This window comes from Methylobacterium nigriterrae (assembly GCF_037106235.1).
Lineage (GTDB): Bacteria > Pseudomonadota > Alphaproteobacteria > Rhizobiales > Beijerinckiaceae > Methylobacterium > Methylobacterium nigriterrae.
This window is the reverse complement of sequence record NZ_JBAWTG010000982.1, coordinates 1-261: the sequence shown is the minus strand read 5'-3', so window position 1 is coordinate 261 and position 261 is coordinate 1. Positions and strand designations below refer to the sequence as shown.

The 261-nt window shown below is 69.3% G+C and carries 1 protein-coding gene; it reads left to right on the top strand.

Annotated elements, in window-relative coordinates:
* Window positions 1–14: 14 nt before the first annotated feature.
* A partial coding sequence (locus tag WDW90_RS39950; RefSeq protein WP_336493097.1) for a DUF3418 domain-containing protein occupies window positions 15–261 on the top strand: 247 nt, incomplete at its 3' end.

Genomic DNA, 261 nt, shown 5'->3' with positions numbered 1-261 from the left:
CGGAGTTCGTGCGGATGCGCGACGAGGTCTCGGGCGCGATCGTCGACTCGCTCTTCTCCACGGCCTCGCTCCTCGCGAGCATCCTCGGGGCAGCACGCGCCGCCGAGAAGGCGATCTCCTCGGCCTCGAACATCGCGCTGCTGAGCCCGCTCGCCGATGCGCGCGAGCAACTGGGCAACCTCGTCTATCCCGGATTCGTCTCGGCGGCGGGTCTCAGCCAGCTCTCGCGTCTCCCCGACTATCTGCAGGGCATCGCCCACC